General features: G+C 44.3%; 14 protein-coding genes. 8 read left to right on the top strand and 6 right to left on the bottom strand.

Features of this window, described 5'->3' with window-relative positions:
- Positions 1-698: 698 nt before the first annotated feature.
- Genes DXA15_RS27950 through DXA15_RS10000 form a run of 4 tightly spaced genes read right to left on the bottom strand, consistent with a single transcriptional unit; the run spans position 699 to position 2,859 of the window.
- A complete protein-coding gene (locus DXA15_RS27950) occupies positions 699-1,355 on the bottom strand; it encodes a hypothetical protein (RefSeq protein ID WP_128133931.1) in 657 nt (218 codons plus the stop codon).
- 4 nt (positions 1,356-1,359) lie between these two features.
- Positions 1,360-1,602, bottom strand: coding sequence for a hypothetical protein (locus DXA15_RS10010; RefSeq protein WP_122351051.1), 243 nt, complete (start codon positions 1,600-1,602; stop codon positions 1,360-1,362).
- A gap of 17 nt (positions 1,603-1,619) precedes the next feature.
- The gene (locus DXA15_RS10005) at positions 1,620-2,069 is read right to left on the bottom strand and encodes a DUF3408 domain-containing protein (protein WP_122351053.1); all 450 of its coding nucleotides are present in this window, start codon (positions 2,067-2,069) and stop codon (positions 1,620-1,622) included.
- Between the two features lie 10 nt (positions 2,070-2,079).
- Positions 2,080-2,859 carry a ParA family protein gene (locus DXA15_RS10000; protein WP_122351050.1) on the bottom strand — a complete coding sequence of 260 codons (780 nt, stop codon included), beginning with the start codon at positions 2,857-2,859 and terminating at the stop codon, positions 2,080-2,082.
- A gap of 123 nt (positions 2,860-2,982) precedes the next feature.
- Between DXA15_RS10000 and DXA15_RS25515 the strand changes: the two genes are divergently transcribed.
- A complete protein-coding gene (locus DXA15_RS25515) occupies positions 2,983-3,162 on the top strand; it encodes a hypothetical protein (protein WP_199676278.1) in 180 nt (59 codons plus the stop codon).
- Here DXA15_RS25515 and DXA15_RS25510 read toward each other — a convergent pair.
- Positions 3,147-3,380: a hypothetical protein gene (locus tag DXA15_RS25510; protein ID WP_199676276.1), complete on the bottom strand. Its 234-nt coding sequence runs from the start codon at positions 3,378-3,380 to the stop codon at positions 3,147-3,149. The two genes, DXA15_RS25515 and DXA15_RS25510, sit on opposite strands and share 16 nt — an antisense overlap.
- A complete protein-coding gene (locus DXA15_RS09990) occupies positions 3,377-4,306 on the bottom strand; it encodes an amidoligase family protein (protein WP_128133930.1) in 930 nt (309 codons plus the stop codon). Before DXA15_RS09990 ends, DXA15_RS25510 begins: the two co-directional genes overlap by 4 nt.
- Positions 4,307-5,567: 1,261 nt before the next feature.
- Here DXA15_RS09990 and DXA15_RS09985 point away from each other — a divergent pair.
- From DXA15_RS09985 to DXA15_RS27945, 7 genes are all read left to right on the top strand, one after another.
- Positions 5,568-6,866: an ATP/GTP-binding protein gene (locus DXA15_RS09985; RefSeq protein ID WP_118049844.1), complete on the top strand. Its 1,299-nt coding sequence runs from the start codon at positions 5,568-5,570 to the stop codon at positions 6,864-6,866.
- Positions 6,867-6,870: 4 nt separating this feature from the next.
- Positions 6,871-7,473 carry an RloB family protein gene (locus DXA15_RS09980; RefSeq protein WP_118049858.1) on the top strand — a complete coding sequence of 201 codons (603 nt, stop codon included), beginning with the start codon at positions 6,871-6,873 and terminating at the stop codon, positions 7,471-7,473.
- Positions 7,474-7,493: 20 nt separating this feature from the next.
- Complete coding sequence (locus DXA15_RS09975; protein WP_055170320.1) at positions 7,494-8,435, top strand: hypothetical protein; 942 nt, start codon at positions 7,494-7,496, stop codon at positions 8,433-8,435.
- A gap of 9 nt (positions 8,436-8,444) precedes the next feature.
- Positions 8,445-10,100, top strand: coding sequence for a ThiF family adenylyltransferase (locus DXA15_RS09970; RefSeq protein WP_182009271.1), 1,656 nt, complete (start codon positions 8,445-8,447; stop codon positions 10,098-10,100).
- On the top strand, positions 10,097-11,356 hold the full coding sequence (locus tag DXA15_RS09965) for a DUF6602 domain-containing protein (RefSeq protein ID WP_055170324.1): 1,260 nt from the start codon (positions 10,097-10,099) through the stop codon (positions 11,354-11,356). Before DXA15_RS09970 ends, DXA15_RS09965 begins: the two co-directional genes overlap by 4 nt.
- Positions 11,357-11,693: 337 nt before the next feature.
- Positions 11,694-12,938 (top strand): tyrosine-type recombinase/integrase, encoded by a 1,245-nt coding sequence (locus DXA15_RS09960; RefSeq protein WP_128133929.1) that lies wholly within the window; start codon positions 11,694-11,696, stop codon positions 12,936-12,938.
- A 291-nt stretch (positions 12,939-13,229) separates the two neighbouring features.
- Positions 13,230-13,664 carry an Rrf2 family transcriptional regulator gene (locus DXA15_RS27945; RefSeq protein WP_369683058.1) on the top strand — a complete coding sequence of 145 codons (435 nt, stop codon included), beginning with the start codon at positions 13,230-13,232 and terminating at the stop codon, positions 13,662-13,664.
- Positions 13,665-13,717 lie beyond the last annotated feature (53 nt).

Here is a 13,717-nt window from a genome sequence, read left to right as displayed (position 1 = left end):
CAGACCGGGAAGAAAGTTTCCACGAGCAAGGAAAGGAAGGCCCAATTGTAAAAACTATACTCTAACTAATTACAAAAGAGCACTATGAACCTTAAATTGATGACATTGACTTTGCCCATAGGGGAGAATCTTAAAAATGAATGGGATCTTGAATGTATCATTGTTTTTATACCTGTATGATTAAAATGTTAGACTTTCTTTTAACAAGCCGCAGGCCGGATGCCCGCGGCTTGTCCTTGCAACCACATGTTTACTGCCGGCATCAGCCGGAATCATAATAACCTCGCATAGTTACCTCCTTCCTTAATTGTTCGTCACTCGTGTTATTCTCTCTTCAGAATGGGATGTCCGCCGGATCATCCCGAGTCATAATATCCGTTTGTCATTGTACTTTTTCTTTGGATGGTTGTATGTACGGACCAGTCCCGGTCCTTTTTCCCTTTCCGCTACCGGAGGAAATCATCCTGAGTCGAAATATCCGTTTGTCATACTTCTTTTTTTACCTGTTTAACGTAATGTCAGTTTTCTTCGGGGACGGGATTCCGGGATCATCCCGAATCGTAATATCCGGTCATCGTTACCTCCTTCTTTTAAATCCGACTTTGCCGCCCGGCGGCTTTTGTTTTCTTGGAAAAATGTCCGCGATGCGGATCAGCTTGAATCATGATACTTCTCCATATACATTATAATATTATTGGTTATCGGGGTATGAAATCCATGATATCGAAATCCCTGATTATGCTTTCCCTGTTCTTTCCCGCCAGCAGAGGCGGCTCCCTGCCACTGTCCACATACAGTCCTATATACCGTTTCAATGTCTCGTCACTGCCCAGGATGCCGGCCTGCAGAAGCCGTTCTACGTTGGTCCCCTCCAGCCGTTCCAGTGTCTGGCGGGCATGGGACTGTTCCGGTTCCGAAAGGCGGTCCGTGGTCATGAACCTGGAGAGCAGGTCCATATCGTCGAAGGTCACACCTCTGGCACGGTGCGGATCGGGACGTTCCACATAACCGGTGATCTCGTAGCGTTCCGGCACTTCCCCGTCCTCCGGTCTCCCGAAAGGATTGGGGAATTCGGACACAGACGCCTTTTTCTCTTTCATGACCGTATCCGTCCGCTTTTCGCTTATCGCGTATTCCTCATCCACAGGCGGGGATTGCCATAACCGGTACCGGCTCCTGCCGATGACAGCTTCCTCGGACGTTTCCTCCCGTGGCTCCGTCGGTTCTTCCTCCACTGGGAGACCGGAGGCAGGACGCTGGCCTCCCCTCCATTTAAGGACACTGCCCGTGTGGACATATTTCTCTATGCTCAGGTAGGAGGCATACAGGAACAGAAGAATGAATGCGTATTCCATATCTCTATTGTACCCCGTTTTTATATGTCGCAGCCACCCCGTCATAAATCCTACTGTCTATAGCAAGAGGGACAGTCATGGGACAGTCATCCTTGCGTCGGCAGGATTCAATGAAACGCTCCGCGTCTTCTTCCGACACAGACCTCAGATATTCCTCACAAACCGTATTTTTCATTGCCACACCGCAACTTGCATTCACCCTTTCAATATTCCCGTATAGGGAACGGATGTTCTTCTTTTTCTTCATTGTCTATTGTTTCTTTTTTAATCCAGTTGTTTCTTGTAGAATTCCTTTATCTTCTCTATCAGGCCACCTTTTTCCTTGAAATGGTCGATAATGATCCTGCTGGCCATGCCCGAGATTGAAAGATCCTTACGACGGACGATCCAGACAAAATCGGCCAGAAGCCTGTACGCTTCGCTGTCGATATGCAGGGGGTTGCGTCCGGAAGATAAGAAATTGTTCAGGTGTGCCCCTATGTATTCCTCAATATCCTGTTCAGTAAACGCTTTCCGGATATCCGGAGCGGAGGTTCTCTCTCTCAGAGGCGGAGGTTCTTCTTCCGGAGACGGGCTCTCCTTTGCCGGAGGTGATAATGCCCCGGAAGAGTCGCGGCTGTGTATTTTAACGGCGGGCATGGCACCCACGGCATCCAGAAAGCTTTTCTCATCAATCCGGAAATGTCCCGCCTTTTCCATTCCGGGCTTTTCCATACTATACATTTTATGGGATTGAATACTTTTCCAATCCGCAGATGCCGCAGATCTCGTCCACCAGTTCCATTAGCCCCGAACCTTTTACCTGCCGGTTATCCGGTGGGAACAGGGTGGAACGGAAAATGCTGTCCTGCATGCAACTCAGTTCCTTGTTGTAACGCTTCGTGTCCGGAACGCGCGTTGTCATCAGATGCTGGTCCGATGCCTGTATGACCTTGTTCCATGCCTCGTAGGCATCCTTGCGCTCCCGTTTGTCGATCATGTTCCAGAAGAGATGGACGCCTTTGAGAGGACAGTTCCCGCGGGCAATCAGTTCCTCCCGGGTTACAGTGGCGAACTGCAGGGAGCTCTGCATCACGACATTGTCCGCTTTGAGCGGAATGAAGATATGGTGCATGGAGGCCACAGTCTGGATCACGCCTATGCTGCGAAGCGTACCGGGAAGATCGAACAGCACGATGTCGAATACCATATCCCGTTCCCTCGCATAATGGTAAAAGTCCTCCACGGCGTGCTCCGGGTCGCTTTTGATGATAGGATAAGCCATTTTTTTGAACTGTTCGTGCTGGCGGTAAAGGGCTACTTTTAAGGAGTCGTTCTCCTTGACGCATTCCATGTCACGGTCTCTCATCAGGCCGATACTGTGTTGGGGTGAGTCGCAATCCACCACGGCGATGTTGTATCCCCGGCGGTAGTGCAGAATGCCAGCCGTGAGTACGGTGAAGGCGGTCTTGCCTACTCCTCCCTTCTGGCTGGCGAATGCGATAAATAAAGGTTCTTTTTCCATTGCATCTTTTTTAAATGGTTATACTTGCAGGGGATTCCTGCCGTTTCATGTCACAAAGGAAATAACAAGCGGAACATCCTCAAATACCCTGTCATGTATTGTCATGGATAGTCAGTTTTTGTCATGGCGGAAGGGGCGGTGAAAAGAAAAAAAGGCTTTCCCGAAGGGAGTCGTGAAGCCAGCCCTCCTCCGGAAAACAAGATACGGCGGACATCCGATGCCGTGAAAAAAGAAAAATCCCCACCGGTCAAAGCTGGTGGGGATCCGATAATAAAGGAGCAGGCTTCTCAGCCCTTGATGTAACCGTATTTTTTCAGGTCCTCCATGAAGTGTTCGGGCGTGTCGGTCCTCACCGTCACCCCGTGCAGTTCCCTGTACCGCCCGGAGAAATTCACCATGTACTCCCCGTCGGTGCACTCGCTGTCAAACCAGCTACCCTCACGCAGGACGCGTACAAATTCGGAAGGGTCGGAAGCGGCAATCCTGCCGCCATCCGCCAAAATATACATATGCTTGTTCATGCCGATAATTTTTTAGTCCTCAGTTTATAATATAGTTTCTGTTCATCGTCCAGAAAGGGGATGTCCCGGAGCGCGGTAGCCGCAGGCACTTGCCCCCTTGTGGCAAAGGTAACCAATTTGTGGAGAAACAGTACCCAATTTCGCATTTTTGTGAAATTGGTCGTTCCCGAATGCTGGCGGAACTCGACCGTCTTGTGCCGTGAATAGGCTTCGAGGTTCACCTTGTGGTAACGGTTGCCGATTCTGCTTTTCAGCTCGTCCACCGTCCGGGCGGAACGTATCATCTCATCAGATACATGACCCAATCCCTTGCAATAGTAGTTATCCCTGCGGGATGCCGGCATAAACTTGTCGATGACCGGTTCCAAATGTTTGTAACTCAGGGCCAGGTTACGCCAGGTCTCCATGCTGAAACCGGCGGCATCGATATGCACGTGAAGCCCGCAGCTCCCGTTCACCTTCACGTCACACAGGTCAAGCACCCAGCAGACCTTCTCCAATTCCCGCAGGCCGGCTTCACCGACCAAGATCGGACTGACCAACTCGAAGGTGTCGTTGCCGTTCAGACTACCGTCCGTCACGAGTTTCCAATGCGGACGGGTGGTATGGTTGTAGCCCTCCACCGTAACCTCGATACCGGCCTCCCTGAGCTCGCGTGCGAGCCGTTCACGGGAGCAGTTGTAAGCCTCGATCTCGATACCGAACTTGCGATTGAAAGTGTAATCCAATGCGGCTGTCGCCGGATGGATATTCAGACCGCCTTCCCGTTCCCTCATCCGGCGCAGGGCGTTCACTACAAAACCGTAATTGCCGTTGGTCACCATCCTCGCGATTTCCGCACGGGGAACTCCCAGAAGGAACAGCTGCCGGATCTTGCTTGTCTTCGTTGTCTCTTGTGCTAAAATGCTTCTAACTTGCTCGTTCATAACTTATTACCTCCTTTATTATTACACTACTAAGATAATGCTTTTATAGGAGAAGTCGTAATTGTAAGAACCTTATTATCATGCTATTAGCTTACTTTATCTTAGGCTAAAAGTCCTTATTTGAGGTCCCCGAATCTTGTCCGCCGCAAGTCCAGGATGACAAAAGGCGGCAATATATCGTAACAGCCGGATAGCAGTATATCATGATATGATAAGCCGCATAGGGCGTGATATAAGAATAGGGATAGACAGAGCTATGCAGATAGCGGTATAACGGGTTAACCGAATAACGATATATCATGATATGGCGAGCCGCATAGGACGTGATATCGGAATAGGGATAGACAAATCTATGCTGATGGCGGTATAACGGGTTAGCCGGATAGCGATATATCATGATATGGCGATCCGCATAGGACGTGATATCGGAATAGGATAAGCGAAGCTACGCCGATAGCGGTATAGCGAATTAAAGACTATGGGCAAGACATTCCCCAAAAAATCGGTGAATAATGCTGCCAATCAATGATATTTCAATCTCCGGTTCTTTTTTATATGGCTATATGTTTATAGCACTATCGCAAATAACCATATAGCTGGCATGAAAATATTTGCCTTCAAAAGACCGGAAATGCGGAAAAGCCGGCAGAAAACGTATGCGTTTTCCCTTTGACAAAAGGCTTTATAGCATTATATGGATATAGCGTGATATTCAAAACGTGGTCCGCCCCTGCGGACAGCAAGTTGTGTTTTCGTTAAACGAAAACCGGACGGTTTAACGGCAATTAAGCCGCTAAACCGTCCGCTTCCTAAGCTCCGAAGTCGCTTGATTTGTCATTACGGGTTATTCAAATAAATATATTAGTTTGTTCTTTTGCTGTCAGGATCGTGGCTAACAAGATACAAAATTTTATAATAAACTGATTTACTATATTTTATAGAGTGTATAAAAGAGTAGTTTTGCAATTTAGTATCATTTTAGCACCACTATTTAGCCATCATAAATAAATCAAGATATGACGCAAATGTCATTGGACAATTAACTTCTCGGGCTGCATAATCCACATTCGTTTACCCCCGTTCTCAAATCGGTCAACACCTTCCAGAGATAATCAGATGGTTAATTTACAGCTCCAACAAATAGTTATTCGTTGATTTTATATTTGTATTGCGTAATTTTCCTACAATAATCGCGTTTATAGTTTGTCGTATGAGATTTTATTTGTACCTTTGCACCGTACAATAGATAAAATCAACGATTATGATAGCAGAGTTCAGCATTGAGAATTTTTTTTCCATTAAATCGGTTCAGAAAATCAGTTTTGAGCCGTCGGTAGATACTTTTATGTCTGATGAATATTCGTATGAAGTTAAGGACGGTGTAAGATTGCTGAAAGTGGGCATCATCTATGGTGCCAACGCTTCCGGTAAAACGAATATATTAAATGCCATTGAATTTTTCAAGATGCTGGTTTTAAGAATGCCTAAAGACAGGACTGAGAAAACCGGGGTTGTTCCTTTCATGTTGGATGACACTTCAAGAAACGAAAAGACAAAGATGTCAATGGTGTTCTATATCAATCAGTCGAAGTACATTCTTAGTTTTGAATTGGATGCAAAGCATATCTATTCCGAGACATTGATTGTTTATGATTCCATTCGCCCGACCAAGCTGTATAACCGAAGTTATGATGCCGCGACAGATTCCTCGACTATCGACTTTGGCGTAAATCTGAAAATGACAAAGAAAAGCCAGGATGTGATTTCCGGCAACACTATCAATAATTGCAGTGTGCTTGCCGCATTTGGCAAAAGCAACGTGGAACGGACAAGGCTGAATGATGTGTACGATTATTTTGCCAAGCAGGTAAAAGATGTACTGGCTCCCGGTATGTTGCTTTCGGGATATGTCAAATCACGATTGGATAAAGACGAGGCAGGAGATTTGAAGAAATTCATTTTGAACTTCCTGAAAGCATCCGATTTCAATATAGAAGATGTGGTATTACATGAAGAGGAAGAGCTGATTACACCTGAATTGGAACAACTGATTCAGAATGCCCCTATTGATAAAGATGCAAAAGCTGAAATGCTTAGAAAGGGGAAAATTACAAATACGGAACTGACCTTTAAGCATAAGGCAGGCGATAAAGTATATGATTTGTCGGAAGAATACGAGTCCAATGGCACCATGAGGTTCTTGGGAATGGCGGTGATACTGAATTTCTTATTAAAGACCAATCGGTTTGTGCCCATTGATGAAGTGGAGACAAGTATTCATTATGAACTGTTGGCTTATTTCCTGAAAGTCTTTCTGGCAAACAGTAACGGAACATCCCAAATGCTCCTGACCACACACGACATCAATCTTCTCAACGAGGATTTCATTCGCCGTGATACGATATGGTTCACCGACAAAGACGAACTTGGCGAAACTAAAATAGTACGCCTGTCTTCTTTGGGACTGCATAAGAATCTTTCCCCATACAATGCTTACAAGCAGGGAAAATTGGTAAAGTTGCCGTTCTTGGGTAGTCAGTATATCAACTTGAATGACTAATGATATGGGACGGACAGTAACAAAAAGTATCGCCATCATAGGCGAAGGAGAAACGGAATGGTTCTATTTCGACTCTCTGAGGATTGCGTGTCGTTATCCTTTCAAGGTCGCTCCGGATTTTCCGCAGCACAGCGACATCAATCATATACTGAAACTGGTAGAATCTTATTTGAACAAGCAATACGACTTTATCGTATGCCTGTTTGATATGGACAGACTATTTCAGTTTCCATCTGAAATGCAGTTGTATCAGCGGGCAAAGAAAGAGTATAGCAAGAAGAAATATGCCGGAAAGGTAATGTTTGTAGAAACGAATCCGTGCACGGAGTTTTGGTTTCTACTCCATTTCTTGCCTAATGTAGTTTGTCGGCGATATGAGAGTTACGAACAACTGCTTCCCGAATTACAGAAATATATGCCGGGGTATGAAAAGACAAAGCGATATTTCATACGCACCAACCTCTATAAATACCTGACAGAGAATGGTGATTTGGAACGAGCTATATCAAACTCAGAAAAGTTATGCCAACTCTGCAAGGAATCGCCAGAGGATTTGAAGGCATATTCGGAGGTACATAAGGTGATAGAGTTATTAATTAATTTATAAAATATACATTGATAGAAAATATGAGTTTCGACAAAAACAAACATTTAGGAGAAGTGTTAGATACACACAAAATGTGCCACGTGCAGGATTTCGTGAATAAAGTAAAAAAGCGTAGAGAGGAGATTAAGGCCAAAATGCACGACCATTATGGTTGCGACAAGTATTCTTCGTTTGGTTCTGGCAGTTTTGCTAAGCATACTGCCACTAATGTGAAATTCGACCTTGATTTGGTGGAACCGTTCAAGTATAATGCTTTTGGAACATTACAAGAGATGTTTGACAGTGTGCACGATTTCCTTGCAGATGAATACAAGAATACTGGTGTGACCATTCGTAAGCAAAAGGTTTCCATTGGTGTTAGTTTTCCTATTGAAGAGGGGGATGAGAAACCGGTTGAGCTTGATGTTGTACCTGGTAGAGAATTAAATAATAACGACTATTCTGATTCGTATAACCTGAACTTGTGCTTTAATGAAGACCATTGGGGATTCAAAAAAGGATCGAGCCAGAAAACGAATATCCAGAAGCAGATTTCGCATATCGAAGGTAAGTCAAGTGAACGTCAAATTATTCGTCTGCTTAAAATATGGAAAAAGCAAAAAGATAAGAAATATAAGTCTTTCGTTATTGAACTGGCCGTAATTAGAGCCTTAGATGGTTATAATGGTGACATGGGTCTTTGGCCAAGATTAAAATACACGATGGAGTATCTACGTGACCACATCGCGGAAAGTAGTTTCCACCTTTTTGACCCAGGTAACACGAACAACGATGTCGTGGGGACTATGCAGGACTACGATAGACAATCGTTTAAATCTGATATGGAAAGCATGCTCAACAACATAGACAGTAATCCTGATTTATATTTGCCCTACTACTTCAAGGTAAACGAAAAATATTGCGGATATAAAGAGAAAGATACAGGTGCTGCTTATCCTACAAGTACAAAACGGTTCGGATAGTAAAATATGATGACTGTAGATAAAATAAAAGAATTGATAGGTCTCATTCACGGCGTTAGTCTTATTGAAGATTTTATCATTGATGAAGCAGGCTCCTTAAAAGGTCGTATTGCCGTGGTTACAGATCAAGAACATGCTGACTTGGAATGGTATGTAGAGATTAGTCCTACTTATCCGTTCAAAACTATGGGCATGGAACCTATCCATTTTCAAAATAAAAATCTGCTGGATTATCCACACATTATGCAGGGCGGCAATCTTTGCATGCACCCTGCGGAATATGATAATGCAGAGAGTCAGTTTGTAAACGACTTGAAACAGTTGAAGGAATGGGTTGAGGAATACTATGTAAGGGGAGAAAAGGATGCTCACTACGAGCATTTGGTAGTGAATCATCATACGATTCGCGGGCAGTATTATACTTTCTGTTTCGCAGAGACTCAAGAGGATTTTACTGAAGGAGACTACGGAATAGTACACTATACGCCATTACCAACAGGTCGTAAAAAAGACACGCCAGTTATCAACTATGTGGTACAAAAGTTTGTGTCGTGCGTACAGGTAAAGAAGACGGAAATGTTCTGTAGGATTAGTAAGTCCTACCAAGAATTAAGGTCGTTTAAGGGAGTATATTGTCTGCTGAACAACATTCCATCGGTATACAACAAGTTTATTGTTGAGAATTACAATTCTATCAGGGGACTATTCTCGCAGAGTCAGAAAAACTATATCCATAGTTTTGTGGTATCGCATAGAGACAAGTATGATTTCTTCCCGTTGTTTTGTGGATATAGAATTCCCGAAGGTGGCGTTCACTGGCAGGCAATGATTCTCTTCATGGATGATCTGCCGATAGAACCTGTGCGGATGGGCACTGGTAAGAATAGGCTTTGGCTAACTGATTTTAGACAAGGGCAAATCCAATGGGCAGAAACTGTGGATATTTCCTATAAGTATTTCTTTGGGCGTGGAGCTATGCCCAAAGAACTGGCTAATAAGAAAATGCTGATTATGGGTGTCGGGGCTATAGGAAGTATTTTGGCAGAAACTCTAACAAGATGTGGTGCGAAAAACCTGACTCTATATGACATAGACAATAAGGAACCTGGTAATGTTTGCCGGTCTGCATATCCTTTTTATACAGGTATAATTGAGAAAACCTTGGATATAACGAGTTTACTGACGCAGATTTCGCCTCATGTTGAATGTACCAGTTTGAAATCTATTGCTGACTTAGTGATAAAAACATATGCGGCAGGGCATGAGGACAAAAGTGCTCTAGCAGAATTCTTTGACGAGTTTGATGTGATATTTGATTGTACAACGGATAATCAACTGATGCGGGTAATGGATTCTATTGGGACGAAAGCCCAATTGGTTAATCTCTCAATAACCAATCACGCACAAGATTTGATATGTGCCTTTTCTCCTAATGTAACAGAGACTGTTTTGTTGGTTTATGGCTTATTTAAACACGATGTGGAAACCGACATGTACAATCCTACGGGTTGTTGGAATCCAACCTTTAAGGCTTCGTATAATGACATAGAATGCAAAGTGCAAGTCGCCGTGAAACATATTATCAAAATGTTGAGCAAGCAGGAACCATTAAGTGATTTTTATATAACAGAAGACGACTTGAATTTAAAGATAAACAAGTTATGAAGTATTATTTGTCAAGTAATGATTTGTATATAGAGATACCAACCTTAGTATTCAACCAAATAAAGTTGCAGGCTGAGGGCGAATACCCCAATGAGAACGGAGGGATGCTCGCTGGACGATATTCTAAAGATAAACATACAGTGTATATAGAAAAAGTTGTGGTGCCTGTGGAAAAATTGACTGGCAGGACAAAGTTTATGCGCATTACCAAGGGTTTGGAAAATGTATGGGAACAATTAGCCAAGGAGGGGTTGCAATATGTGGGCGAATGGCATAGTCATCCAAATGGTTCCACACAATATAGCAGTACAGATTTGGCGGCTATGATAGATATTGAGAAGGAAGTGGCCATTGAGAATCCGTTACTACTGATAGTCAGTGTTAGAAGTAATGGACTTAGTGCTCATAAGTTTTATTGTTATATGAATAATCAATTGTTGGAATACAATAAAATGATAGATTTAAAGGATTTATTTCATGGCTTGCAGAACCAAATGTTGGCTAGCCTGAATGTAAACAGGGAATTTATTGAACATCCCGGCAGCAAAGGTGATGCTACGGAGCAACATTGGATAGAGTTTCTACGCACATACCTTCCTGACAGGTATAAGGTGGATAAGGCTATTGTGATAGATTCGACGGGCAATGTTAGCGAACAGATGGACGTAGTCATTTATGACGCGATTTACACACCCTTCATATTCAAGCAGGATGGTTTTATGTATATACCGGCAGAAAGCGTGTATGCCGTGTTTGAGGTAAAACAGGATGTGGAAGGACATATAGAATATGCAGCCAAGAAAGTTGAGAGCGTGCGTAAACTGAAAAGAACAAGTATTAGTATGGTCTCCTCAGGAAAAACTACGCCTGCCAGAGCATTGACTAAGATAATAGGTGGTATTTTAACTACAACGAGTTCGTACCGTGGGAATGATACGGTAATAAAGCAGTTAGAAAAACTGAAGGGCTTACAGACTTTGGATTTGGGATGCTTCTGTGATGCTGGTAGTTTTTATATTGATTATAAAGAGACTGTACCTGAATATATAGACCCAATCAAGGATAATCGTAAGTATATAGAAAAAGTGTATGAGAGTCGCGAAGTAAACGAGATTGAGTTTAGCAATAAGAATGTGTCTCTCTTCACATTTTTCCTTCAGCTTGTGAGCTATTTGAAGTCCATTGGTACTGTACCCGCAATAGATATTAATGCATATCTAGAGGCTATTAATGCAAAAATTGATGAAGATATTTAAAAGTAAAGGTACGACAGATTTCGTGAGCTTCCACATAACTATATCTCATTTCAGAACATAGATAGAAAGGGTAGAAGATATGCCTACCAAAAGAAGCCCGTAAATACGGTTTGTTCTTATGTATTGCTACCCAAATGCCTCGTGATATACTATCCTGATAGGAAACCGTTAATTTCCTTTAAATGACTTGCCTCCTCCCAATTGCATCACATGAGTGTAAAATCATGGATGCGGCTATCAGCATGTCCATACTGTTAAATGTTAAATATCCCAATTATCCAAAATCCTTTTCCTTCTTTACCATTATAATACAGTAGTAAACTAAAAACAAGGAATAATGATGGATAGGAAAAAGAAAAGGTTGCTTTCTCCATTGTTGGAGCGGACACTGGATGCGTTGAAAGGACAACGTAGCATGCAAACATTAGAGAACTACCATAGTAGTATAAATAAGGTAAAGGAATTTGTGGGTGATGGATGGGAACATCTGACGGTAGAAGACATCACAAGAGGTTGGACGGACAGATTCACCACATGGCTGGAAAGCCACCATGGCGACAAGCCTCAGACCGTAGACTTTTATCTTCGCACGTTCCGGGCTGTGTACGGCCATGCGCTGGCACTTTCTTCCGAGGGCACGGACGGGAAACCTTTCAGCGGACATCACACCGGCGGCAGCTTTCCTGCCAAACGTGCGCTCCGGAAAGAAGAAGTACAGCGTCTGCTCTCGCCCAGCTTGCGGCAGACACTGCCGGAGAACCAGCGTGAGGCGTTGGATGTGTTATTGTTCATCTTCTACGCCCGTGGAATGGTATTCAAGGATGTGTACGGGTTGACCCACCGGATGGTGACGGACCGGCACATCCGTTACCTGCGCAGCAAGACAGGCGTGCCCATTGATGTGGAGGTAGTGCCGGAACTGGAAGAAATCATGAAACGGTACCATCGGGAAGATTCGCCTTTCGTTTTCCCTTTCCTGCACGAGGCAAGGAAAGGATGTCCCGGAAAGGAGCTGCCGGAAGAATCCGCTTTGCGGCGAATCAATCGTACAGCCCGTATGATAGGGCGGAAAGTGGGACTCTCCGTACCTCTTACAACCTACGTGCTGCGCCACACGTGGGCAACATTAATGTTGGAAGACAGCCAGCCTGTGGAACTGATCAGCCAGTGCATGGGGCACACCTCGATACGTACCACGCAGATCTACCTTTCCCGTATCAGTAGCCGGAAGGTTGATACTGCTGTGGACGGCATGTACGACCGTATGCTACGGAAGCCCAAACATAAAAGAAAGGAAAGGGACATCCCGTCCGGTTGCCATCGAAAATCCGAATCCCCTGTATCGCAACCGATGGAAAACGGGAACACACATCCCCATGTTTCCCAAACTCCCGAAAACGAAAAATGTCCCTTTCTTAGCAAGAAAGAGACATTCGTTTCGTGTCACGTGAACACCGTAATATTTTTCGCTGCAAAGGTATATATTTCATACATTTGCAGCAAATTTTCTTCCGCTTTTTTCTCTGTTTCACCTGATATTTCTTCCTGCCTTTCCGCCCTCTATTCTTTCCATGCGATGTGAAACACATTTTCAACCGCCTGTATCACAGAATTATATAAGTTTATTTCCCGTAATGTCTCTTTCTTGCTAAGAAAGGGACGCTCATTAAAGTGCCACCAAGATGTATGGAAAAGCGAAAAAAATAGACAGGAAAGCAAATCCTGTTTCTTTTTCCCATCCAAATACAGTGAACCGTTGTATTTGCCGTACTATTCGCAAATGTACGGCAAATAGGCAAGAAAACATAAGGAGACGATAAAATGAAACAAATGACGAAGGAAAGGGGCGGGTCATGCTGAGTAACCCCACACGATACGGCTAATCGCCTGCCGTTACCTTGTATGGGGCTGGCACAACAATGTTTGGCTCAATGCCCCCGAGATAGCGGCGCGTTACCACATGAACGTGCGTGCCCTCTCGCCGGCGTTGCGACGGTTGGTGATGGCAGGCATCCTGCGCTCACAATGCGGAGGAACAAGACCGGGCTTCATGCTCAGCCGTGCACCGGAGGAGGTGACGATGTTGGAGGTGGTGCGTGCGTTGGAAGGCAACTTCCGCATGGACTGCTGTCGCACGGTTCTCCCCTGCGTCCAGTGCTCGTGCGAGACAGACAGCTGTCGGGTTTGCGGAGTGTTCCGGGATATGCTCGACGAGCTTCGGTCGCGGCTGTCAAGCGTTTCGCTCGAAGACCACGCCGCCACGGAAGAATTTTCGGGGGGGGTAAAACCTTGCAAACCAATAAGATAATAAATCAGCCGAAAAATACCGGGCGATGACACATGAGAATTAATAAATTAAAA

Source organism: Parabacteroides sp. AM58-2XD (genome assembly GCF_003463685.1).
In the GTDB taxonomy this organism is placed as follows: Bacteria; Bacteroidota; Bacteroidia; order Bacteroidales; family Tannerellaceae; genus Parabacteroides; species Parabacteroides segnis.
The sequence above is the reverse complement of the archived record's forward strand: the minus strand, read 5'-3'. Positions and strand labels throughout refer to the sequence as shown.

Bases quoted from the DNA above. Each gene is read 5' to 3' on its own strand.
- DXA15_RS27950 (WP_128133931.1), bottom strand. From the start codon at position 1,355: ATGGAATACGCATTCATTCTTCTGTTCCTGTATGCCTCCTACCTGAGC.
- DXA15_RS10010 (WP_122351051.1), bottom strand. From the start codon at position 1,602: ATGAAGAAAAAGAAGAACATCCGTTCCCTATACGGGAATATTGAAAGG.
- DXA15_RS10005 (WP_122351053.1), bottom strand. From the start codon at position 2,069: ATGGAAAAGCCCGGAATGGAAAAGGCGGGACATTTCCGGATTGATGAG.
- DXA15_RS10000 (WP_122351050.1), bottom strand. From the start codon at position 2,859: ATGGAAAAAGAACCTTTATTTATCGCATTCGCCAGCCAGAAGGGAGGA.
- DXA15_RS25515 (WP_199676278.1), top strand. From the start codon at position 2,983: ATGGCGGAAGGGGCGGTGAAAAGAAAAAAAGGCTTTCCCGAAGGGAGT.
- DXA15_RS25510 (WP_199676276.1), bottom strand. From the start codon at position 3,380: ATGAACAAGCATATGTATATTTTGGCGGATGGCGGCAGGATTGCCGCT.
- DXA15_RS09990 (WP_128133930.1), bottom strand. From the start codon at position 4,306: ATGAACGAGCAAGTTAGAAGCATTTTAGCACAAGAGACAACGAAGACA.
- DXA15_RS09985 (WP_118049844.1), top strand. From the start codon at position 5,568: ATGATAGCAGAGTTCAGCATTGAGAATTTTTTTTCCATTAAATCGGTT.
- DXA15_RS09980 (WP_118049858.1), top strand. From the start codon at position 6,871: ATGGGACGGACAGTAACAAAAAGTATCGCCATCATAGGCGAAGGAGAA.
- DXA15_RS09975 (WP_055170320.1), top strand. From the start codon at position 7,494: ATGAGTTTCGACAAAAACAAACATTTAGGAGAAGTGTTAGATACACAC.
- DXA15_RS09970 (WP_182009271.1), top strand. From the start codon at position 8,445: ATGACTGTAGATAAAATAAAAGAATTGATAGGTCTCATTCACGGCGTT.
- DXA15_RS09965 (WP_055170324.1), top strand. From the start codon at position 10,097: ATGAAGTATTATTTGTCAAGTAATGATTTGTATATAGAGATACCAACC.
- DXA15_RS09960 (WP_128133929.1), top strand. From the start codon at position 11,694: ATGATGGATAGGAAAAAGAAAAGGTTGCTTTCTCCATTGTTGGAGCGG.